General features: G+C 69.9%; 7 protein-coding genes and 1 tRNA gene. 6 read left to right on the top strand and 2 right to left on the bottom strand.

The genetic code is table 11. From position 1 onward, the window contains the following. Both AC2VNT_RS15135 and AC2VNT_RS15140 read right to left on the bottom strand, forming a co-directional pair. The coding region (locus tag AC2VNT_RS15135; RefSeq protein ID WP_486947636.1) for a serine/threonine-protein kinase at positions 1–1029 on the bottom strand (1029 nt) is incomplete at its 3' end. 277 nt (positions 1030–1306) lie between these two features. Further along, a tRNA-Leu gene (locus tag AC2VNT_RS15140) sits at positions 1307–1389 on the bottom strand. Between the two features lie 256 nt (positions 1390–1645). Here AC2VNT_RS15140 and AC2VNT_RS15145 point away from each other — a divergent pair. From AC2VNT_RS15145 to AC2VNT_RS15170, 6 genes are all read left to right on the top strand, one after another. Next, positions 1646–3256 carry an FHA domain-containing protein gene (locus AC2VNT_RS15145; RefSeq protein ID WP_486947637.1) on the top strand — a complete coding sequence of 537 codons (1611 nt, stop codon included), beginning with the start codon at positions 1646–1648 and terminating at the stop codon, positions 3254–3256. A 126-nt stretch (positions 3257–3382) separates the two neighbouring features. Further along, positions 3383–3850, top strand: coding sequence for an FHA domain-containing protein FhaB/FipA (locus AC2VNT_RS15150; protein WP_486947642.1), 468 nt, complete (start codon positions 3383–3385; stop codon positions 3848–3850). Beyond that, the gene (locus tag AC2VNT_RS15155) at positions 3847–5274 is read left to right on the top strand and encodes a PP2C family protein-serine/threonine phosphatase (protein WP_486947638.1); all 1428 of its coding nucleotides are present in this window, start codon (positions 3847–3849) and stop codon (positions 5272–5274) included. The genes AC2VNT_RS15150 and AC2VNT_RS15155 overlap by 4 nt, the downstream gene beginning before the upstream one ends. Further along, the gene (locus AC2VNT_RS15160; RefSeq protein WP_486947639.1) at positions 5271–6683 is read left to right on the top strand and encodes an FtsW/RodA/SpoVE family cell cycle protein; all 1413 of its coding nucleotides are present in this window, start codon (positions 5271–5273) and stop codon (positions 6681–6683) included. Before AC2VNT_RS15155 ends, AC2VNT_RS15160 begins: the two co-directional genes overlap by 4 nt. Next, positions 6680–8164 (top strand): D,D-transpeptidase PbpA, encoded by a 1485-nt coding sequence (pbpA, locus tag AC2VNT_RS15165; RefSeq protein WP_486947640.1) that lies wholly within the window; start codon positions 6680–6682, stop codon positions 8162–8164. The genes AC2VNT_RS15160 and pbpA overlap by 4 nt, the downstream gene beginning before the upstream one ends. Continuing rightward, positions 8161–8986, top strand: an 826-nt coding sequence (locus AC2VNT_RS15170; protein ID WP_486947641.1) for a serine/threonine-protein kinase, incomplete at its 3' end; no start/stop codon positions are given. The genes pbpA and AC2VNT_RS15170, both read left to right, overlap by 4 nt.

Raw genomic sequence — 8986 nt, forward strand, 5'->3', positions numbered from 1 at the left:
GGCGCCGGGATGGTGACGCAGCAGCCCGACGGACCCGGCCGCGGCGGCCAGCACGACGGCGGTGACGGCCAGAGCGGCCCACCGTGACCGCCACCAGCGCCGCCGCGGCAACCGGCCGGGGTGAGCACCGCTGAAATACCCGCTCGGGTAGCTGATCGGCCCGGCTCCCGGGCGATCACCGACCACCGTCGGCGCCACCGGCGCCTCGTGCAGCGCCGCCGCGGCCGCCGCAGCCAACTGCTGCGCGCTGCGGTAACGCTGCTCGGGGCCCTTGGCCATCGCATGGGCGATCACCGCGTTCAACCCGGCCGGCAGCGTCGGCACCGTGTCGGTCACCCGCGGCGGTGGCGCCGACAAATGCGCGGCCATCATCGCCGGGGCGCTACCCGACCCGGCAAACGGGGTGGCCCCGGTGAGCAACTGATACAGCGAACAGCCCAACGAGTAGATATCGGCGCGACCATCAACCGGGCCGCCGAACGTCTCCGGGGCACCATAGGCGATGCTGCCGATCACCACGCCGGTCGCGGTCAACCCGCCGTCATCAAGAGCACGGGCAATCCCGAAATCGGCCAACAACACCCGGTCACCGACCGCGGCAAGCAGAAAATTCGCCGGCTTCACATCACGGTGCACCACCCCGCGGCTGTGCGCATAATCCAGCGCCTTGGCGACCTCACCGACGATGTAGACCGCCCGCCCGGGCGTCATCCGACCCGACCTGAGCTCACTGGCGGCATCACTGCCGGCCACGTACTGCATCGCGATCCACAACTGACCCGCATCGGTGCCACCCCGGCTGTGCACCGCAACGATGTTGGGATGCTCCAACGTCGCCGCCAGATCGGCCTCCTTGATGAACCGCGCCCGAAACGCCTCATCCTGGGAGAGCTCCGCCGAGAGCACCTTCAACGCGACACTGCGCGGCAACACCGGATCGGCAGCCAGATACACCGTGCCCATCCCACCGGACCCCAACACCTTCTCGATGCGATACCCGGCAACAACCGACCCTGGACTCAACGCCACCAAAAACCCTCCACCACCCACCAGCAGACACGCAGGCGAACACAGCAGAACATACGCGCTGCGCCGGCTAGCTCGGTCGCGAAAGGGGTGTGCGAGCCGGATGAGCCGCGACATCGGTGACACCTGCCGGACTGCCCGATGAGCCGCGTCATCGGTGACAGGTGTGATTCGTGTCAAAGCCCGGCCGGTCGACGCCGACAATTACTGGCCCAACCAGCAGATCACCCCGGCCGTCGGCCGGGGTGATCTGTAACTCATGACGCGACTCACGACACGGTGGGCGAAGGGGGACTTGAACCCCCACGTCCCGAAGGACACTGGCACCTGAAGCCAGCGCGTCTGCCATTCCGCCACTCGCCCGGGCAACCGCTGGAGCCTACCACGGTTGGGAACCCGCTCCGAATCGGCGCGGCAGCGCTCGCGGCGGCCGCCGTGGTGCTCGCCCGCCGGCCCGATCGTCAGCTCTGAGCTGACCGAATGCGCTCTGCGGGGAGAAGCAAACGCGCGAAACTGGTGCGGTGCAATACCATAGTTCGGGGCTGATTGCACCGCTGCGCACCAGCGGGGCGAGCCACCGAAACGGAAGGCCGGTGACGGCAGGTGAGGCAGGGGCAGCATGGGCGGCCAGCGCGGGCTGGTTCGGCGCATCGAGCGCAGACTCGAGGCCGCCGTCAACGATGCCTCGGCACGGCTGTTCGGCGGCGAGATCGTCCCGGAGGAATTGACGGCGGCGCTGCGTCGAGAGGCGGCCGCCGGGATACGCAGGCTGGGCGGCAATCGCCTTTTGGCTCCGAACGAATATGTCATTACCCTCGGTGCGCACGACTACGAGAATGTTGCCGCGGACCCGGGTCTCGCTGCGGTAACTTTCGCCAGAATTTTGACCGCATATATAGGGGAACAAGGGTGGGAAACGTATGGTGATGTGGTTGTTCGGTTCCGTCAGTCGCCAACCCTGCACACTGGGCAGGTGCGTGCGCACGGTGCCGTCAACCCCGATGCCAGCCACCGCCCGGCAGCCGGGGACTCGACCCCGCCACAATCAGAGCACCCGTTTGACGCAGAGTCAGGAGTACCAGCGATGACCGACAACCTCAGCTACCACGGCGGACAGGGGCAGGGCTGGCCGGGCGACGACCAGTACGACGAGCGCTACGGCCGCCATCAGGACGATGCCCGCGGCGGCCAGGAGCCCGGCCCCTACCCGCCGGAATCCGGTACGCGTCCTCCGGAGCAGGGTGGCTACCCCGACCAGGCACCCGGCGGCGGCTACCCGCCGCCCCGGCCGACGGAGCAGGGTGGTTACCCGGGGCAGGGACCGGCCGGCTACGGCCCGCCGGCGTATGAGCAGCGTCCGCCGGCCGGTTACGGCCCGCCACCGGGTCGGGATGCCGGTTATCCGCCGGCACCCGGCGGCTACGGTCCGCCCCCGGGCGGTCAGCCGGGCTACGGCGACTACGGGCAGCCGGAGCAGCGTCCGCCCTATCCCGAGCAGGGTGGCTACGACCCGCGCGGCGCGCAGTACGGCCAGCAGGACTACGGCCGCTACGGCGAAGCGCCGCCCGCCGGAGGTCCCGGCGGGGGTTACCCGCCGGCGCAACCGGGCGGGCCGAGCGGCTACGGCGAGGCCCCGACCGGGTATGGCGAACCGCAGGCCGGCTACGGCGAAGCCCCCGCCCAGGCCGGCTACGGCGAGGCCCCCGGCGGCTATGACTACAACCAATCGGCCGGCAGCGGCTACCAGGCGCCAGCCGGTGCGCCGGCCGGCTACGACTACGGCCCGTCGGCCGGCACCGGCTACGAGGCCCCGTCCGGCTACGGCGAACCGCAGGCCGGCTACGGCGAACATCAGGGCGGCTACGGCGAACCCCAGGGCGGCTACGACTACGGCCAGTCGGCCGGCGGCGGCTATGACGGCTACGGGCAGGGCGGTTACTCGGCCAGTTCGGTCACCCTCCAGCTGGATGACGGCAGCGGTCGCACCTACCAGTTGCACCAGGGCAGCAACGTGATCGGTCGGGGGCAGGACGCGCAGTTCCGGCTTCCGGACACCGGGGTATCCCGTCGTCATCTGGAGATCCGCTGGGACGGCCGGGTTGCGTTGCTCTCCGACCTCAACTCCACCAACGGCACCACGGTGAACAACGCGCCGGTGCAGGAGTGGCAGTTGGCCGACGGTGACGTGATCCGGGTCGGTCATTCCGAGATCGTCGTCCGCGTCCACTGATCCGGCTGAGGGCGGCCGCCTGCGGTCGTGCGCACCCGTGTCGATCACTGTCCAAGTATCGTGACCTTGCCGGTGTACTCGCGGTCACGAGGACGGCGTGATCCGGGCAAGGAGGAGGTCCGCGGGATGCAGGGACTGGTGCTGCAGCTGACGCGTGCCGGGTTCTTGACGTTGTTATGGCTGTTCATCTGGTCGGTTCTGCGCATCCTGCGCACCGACATCTACGCGCCGACGGGGGCGGTCATGGTGCGTCGCAACTTCTCACTCGGTGGTGCGTTGCTGCCGTCCCGGCAGCGGCGGACCGCCGCGCGCTACCTGCTGGTGACCGAGGGTCCGCTCACCGGCGCCCGGATCACCCTCGGGGAACAGTCGGTGGTGATCGGCCGGGCCGACGACTCCACCCTGGTGCTGACCGACGACTACGCTTCCACCCGGCACGCTAAGCTCTCACAGCGCGGGTCGGAATGGTATGTCGAAGACCTAGGATCGACCAACGGCACTTACCTTGACAGGGTGAAGGTGACGACGGCAGTGCGAGTTCCCATCGGAACGCCGGTCCGGATCGGCAAGACGGCGATCGAGCTACGCCGGTGAGTCTGCATCTGCGTTACGCGGCGCGCAGCGACATCGGCTTGGTGCGCGGAAACAACGAGGACTCGGTGTACGCCGGCGCCCGGCTACTGGCGCTGGCCGACGGGATGGGCGGGCACGCCGCCGGCGAGGTCGCCTCCCAGTTGGTGATCGCCGCCCTGGCGCCCCTCGACGACGACGAACCGGACGGCGACCTGCTCGGCAAGCTCAACTCGGCGATCCAGGAGGGAAACGCGGCGGTCGCCGCCTACGTCCAGAGCAAACCCGAACTCGAGGGCATGGGCACCACGCTGGATGCGATCCTATTCGCCGGCAACCGCCTCGGCTTGGCGCACATCGGCGACTCGCGTGGCTACCTGCTGCGCGGTGGTGAGCTCAGCCAGATCACCCGGGACGACACCTTCGTCCAGACCCTGGTCGACGAGGGCCGGATAACGCCGGAGGAGGCGCACAGCCACCCGCAGCGGTCGTTGATCATGCGCGCCCTCACCGGCCACGAGGTGGAGCCCACGCTGATCATGCGCGAGGTTCAGGTCGGCGACCGCTATCTGCTGTGTTCGGACGGTCTGTCCGATCCGGTCAGCGACGAGACCATCCACGAGGCGCTGCAGATCGCCGACGTCAACGAGAGCGCACTGCGGCTCATCGAGTTGGCGCTGCGCGGCGGCGGCCCGGACAATGTGACCGTCATCGTCGCCGATGTGGTCGACTCCGACTACGGGGAGAGCCAGACCCAGCCGATCCTGGCCGGTGCGGTGTCGGGTCACGACGACCGCCTCAGCCTGCCGAACAGCGCCGCGGCGCGGGCTTCGGCGCTCACTCCGCGCCGCGAGACCGGCCCACGGGTTCTGCCCCAGGTCGAGACGCTGACCCGCCCGCCGCACTCGCGGCGGCGGTTGCTCATCGCCGCGGTGCTGCTGACCTCGCTGATCGCGGCCGGCCTGCTGATCGGGTACGGGGTGATCCGCTCCAACTACTACGTCGCCGACCACGACGGCACCGTCGCGATCATGCGCGGCGTGCAGGGTTCGGTCCTGGGCATCCGGCTGCAGAAGCCCTACCAGCTGGCCTGCCTCGACGGACACGACGAAGTGGAGCAGATCAAGCCCGGGGAGTCCGCCGCGGAGCACGGCTGTCGGCCGCTGCAGCTCAGCGATCTGCAGCCGGCCGCCCGTCAGTCGGTCAGCAGCGCCGCTCTGCCCGGCGGCGGCTTCGACGCCGCCAGCGCCCAGCTGCGCAACCTGGTGCACGATTCGCTGTTGCCGGTGTGTCGAACAATCGCCCCGGCCACCCGGCAACCCGGGACTCCGGGCATACCGCCGCGCAGCGGACCGGCGGCGGCGCCGCAGTCGAAGTCCGCTTCGGCGCCCACCAGCACCGTGCCGCCGGCACCCGAACCCGGCGCCGAATGCCGAGGCCAGAAATGACGACGCAGCCGCAGGCGCCGGTCGCGTTGGCGCCGGCGCTGCCGGATCGACGCAACTCCGAACTGCTCCTGCTGTGTTTCGCCACCACGGTCACCGCGGTCGCCCTGCTGATCGTCGAGGAGGGCCAGGAGCAGGGCGCACGCTGGGATCTGGCCGGCTACGCGGCCGCGTTCCTGGCACTTTTCACGTTCGCCCACCTGGTCACCCGCCGCTACGCCCGGTACGCCGATCCGCTGCTGCTCCCGGTGGTGGCGCTGCTGAACGGCCTGGGTGTGGTGATGATCCACCGGATCGCCCTGGACGTGGACATCGGCGACCCCACCGACCGGCCCGGGGCCGCCTCGCAGCTGCTGTGGACGTTGATCGCGGTGGTGACCTTCGCGGTGGTGCTGGCCACGCTGAAGGACCACCGCCAACTCGCCGGCGTCGGCTACCTCAGTGGGCTGGTCGGCTTGGTGTTGCTGGCCGTCCCGGCGCTGCTGCCGGCGGGCTTCTCCGAGCAGAACGGCGCCAAGATCTGGCTCCGGCTGCACGACTCGCTCTCGATCCAACCCGCCGAGTTCTCCAAGATTCTGCTGTTGATCTTCTTCGCCGCGGTGCTGGTGGCCAAGCGTAACTTGTTCGTCAGCGCCGGCAAACACGTGCTGGGGATGAACCTGCCCCGGCCACGGGACCTGGCACCGCTGCTGGCCGCCTGGGTCATCTCGATCGGCGTGATGACCGTGGAGAAGGACCTGGGCACGTCGCTGCTGCTGTACGCATCGTTTCTGGTGGTCGTCTACATCGCCACCCGGCGGCTCAGCTGGATGGTGCTCGGGATGGCCTTGTTCGCCGCCGGCAGCGTGGCCGCGTACTTCCTCTTCGGGCACGTCCGGGTCCGGGTGCAGAACTGGCTGGACCCGTTCGCCGACCCGGAGGGCAGCGGCTACCAGATGGTGCAGTCGCTGTTCAGCTTCGCCACCGGGGGGGTTTTCGGCACCGGGCTGGGCAACGGTCAACCCGGCCATGTGCCCGCGGTGTCGACCGACTTCATCATCGCCGCCTTCGGTGAGGAGCTCGGGCTGGCCGGGCTGGCCGGCATCTTGATGCTGTACACCATCGTGATCATCCGCGGCATGCGCACCGCGATCGCCGTCCGGGACAGCTTCGGGAAGCTCTTGGCGGCCGGCCTGGCGGCCACCCTGGGCATCCAACTCTTCATTGTCGTGGGCGGGGTGACCAAGCTCATTCCGTTGACCGGCCTGACCACTCCGTGGCTCTCCTACGGCGGGTCGTCGCTGTTGGCCAACTACGTGCTGCTCGCGATCGTCATGCGGGTGTCGCACGCCGCTCGGCGGCCGCTGAGCACCCGGCCGAAGCGCACCTCGTCGATCGCCGACACGGGCACCGAGGTGATCGAGCGCGTATGAACACCTCGCTGCGCCGCACCGCGATGGTCTTGATGGCGCTGACCGTCCTGCTGCTGGTCAACGCCACGTTGACGCAGGTTTTCGCGTCCGACGGCCTGCGCGGCGACCCGCGTAACCAGCGGGTGCTGCTCGACGAGTATTCGCGCCAGCGCGGCCAGATCACCGCCGGTGGCCAGCTGCTGGCCTATTCGGTGCGCACCGACGACCGGATCGCCTACCAGCGCGTCTACACCAACCCCCCGGTGTACGCCCCGATCACCGGTTTCTACTCGCTGCGCTTCTCCAGCAGCGGGCTGGAGCGTGCCGAGGACGCGGTGCTCAACGGGTCCGACCCACGACTGTTCGGTCGGCGGCTCGCCGACTTCTTCACCGGCCGCGGGCCCCGCGGCGGCAACGTCGACACCACCGTCGATCCGCGGGTGCAGCAGGCCGGCTGGGAGGCGATGCAGCACGGGTGCGGCGGCCCGTGCCCGGGTGCGGTGGTGGCGCTGGAACCGGCCACCGGCAAGATTCTGGCATTGGTGTCGTCGCCGTCGTACGACCCCAACCAGCTGTCCTCGCACGATTCGGCGGAGCAGGGCCGGGCCTGGCAGGGTCTGCACGGCCCGGATTCGGCGCTGGTCAACCGCGCCATCAGCGAGACCTACCCACCCGGCTCGACGTTCAAGGTGATCACCACCGCGGCCGCGTTGGGGGCCGGGGCCCGCGAGACCGACCGGCTGACCGCAGCACCCCGGATCGCGCTGCCGGACAGCACACTCACCCTGGAGAATTTCGACGGCGCGACGTGCGGCGGCGGCACCGAACCGAGCGTCACGCTACGGGTGGCGTTCGCCCGGTCCTGTAACACCGCCTTCGTCCAGCTGGGCATCAGCACCGGGGTGACCGCGCTGCGCAACACCGCGCTGGCGTTCGGCGTGGACGTCGCACCGGAACCCATTCCACTGCAGGTGGCCGAGTCCACCATCGGGTCGATCGCCGACGCGGCCGCACTCGGGATGTCCAGCATCGGCCAGAAGGACGTCGCGGTGACGCCGCTGACGAACGCGATGATCGCTGCCACCATCGCCAACGGCGGGGTGACGATGCAGCCCTACCTGGTGGACAGCCTGGAAGGGCCGGACCTGGGCAACATCGCCCTCACCGCGCCGCGGGAACTGCGCCGCGCCGTCTCCGGGCAGGTCGCGGCGGAGCTGACCGAGCTGATGATCGACGCCGAGAAGGCGACCCGGCAGGACGGCGCCATCCCGGGCGTCGAGATCGCCTCCAAGACCGGCACCGCCGAACACGGCTCCGACCCGCGGAACACCCCACCGCACGCGTGGTACATCGCCTTCGCGCCCGCCCGCGCCCCAAAGGTGGCGGTGGCGGTCTTGGTAGAAGGCACCGCGAACGGCGGCTCGACGTCCGCGACGGGCGGAACACTGGCCGCGCCCATCGGCCGGGCGGTGATCGAGGCCGCCCTACGGGGGCGATCATGAGCCCGCAGGTGGGCGGGACGCTCTCCGGGCGCTACCGGTTGCAGCGACTGATCGCCACCGGCGGCATGGGCCAGGTGTGGGAGGCGGTGGACCAGCGGCTGGGCCGGCGGGTCGCGGTCAAAGTCCTCAAACCCGAGTTCTCCTCGGACACCGAGTTCATCGAGCGGTTCCGGGCCGAGGCGCGCAACACCGCGATGCTCAACCACCCGGGCATCGCCAGCGTGCACGACTACGGCGAGACCGATATCGACGGCGAGGGCCGCACCGCCTACCTGGTGATGGAGCTGGTCAACGGCGAGCCGCTCAACTCGGTGCTCAAACGCACCGGCCGGCTCTCGCTGCGGCACGCCCTGGACATGCTGGAGCAGACCGGGCGCGCCCTTCAGGTCGCGCACAGCGCCGGGTTGGTGCACCGCGACGTCAAGCCCGGCAACATCATGATCACCCCGACCGGCCAGGTGAAGATCACCGACTTCGGGATCGCCAAGGCCGTCGACGCGGCCCCGGTCACCCAGACCGGCATGGTGATGGGCACCGCGCAGTACATCGCCCCGGAGCAGGCGCTGGGCGAGGATGCCACCGCGGCCAGTGATGTGTACTCGCTCGGTGTGGTGGGCTACGAGGTGCTCGCCGGGCGGCGACCGTTCACCGGCGACGGCGCCCTCACGGTCGCGATGAAGCACATCAAGGAGCCGCCGCCGCCGCTGCCGGCGGAGCTGCCGCCGAACGTCCGCGAGTTGATCGAGACAACCCTGGCCAAGAGCCCCGGCATCCGCTACCGCAGCGGCGGGCCGTTCGCCGACGCGGTCGCGGCGGTGCGGG

The organism is Mycobacterium sp. TH-M15, from assembly GCF_057473705.1.

What these genes read in the sequence shown, in the direction of transcription:
- AC2VNT_RS15145 (WP_486947637.1), top strand. Translation starts at nt 1,646, where the DNA reads ATGGGCGGCCAGCGCGGGCTGGTTCGGCGCATCGAGCGCAGACTCGAG.
- AC2VNT_RS15150 (WP_486947642.1), top strand. Translation starts at nt 3,383, where the DNA reads ATGCAGGGACTGGTGCTGCAGCTGACGCGTGCCGGGTTCTTGACGTTG.
- pbpA (WP_486947640.1), top strand. Translation starts at nt 6,680, where the DNA reads ATGAACACCTCGCTGCGCCGCACCGCGATGGTCTTGATGGCGCTGACC.
- AC2VNT_RS15160 (WP_486947639.1), top strand. Translation starts at nt 5,271, where the DNA reads ATGACGACGCAGCCGCAGGCGCCGGTCGCGTTGGCGCCGGCGCTGCCG.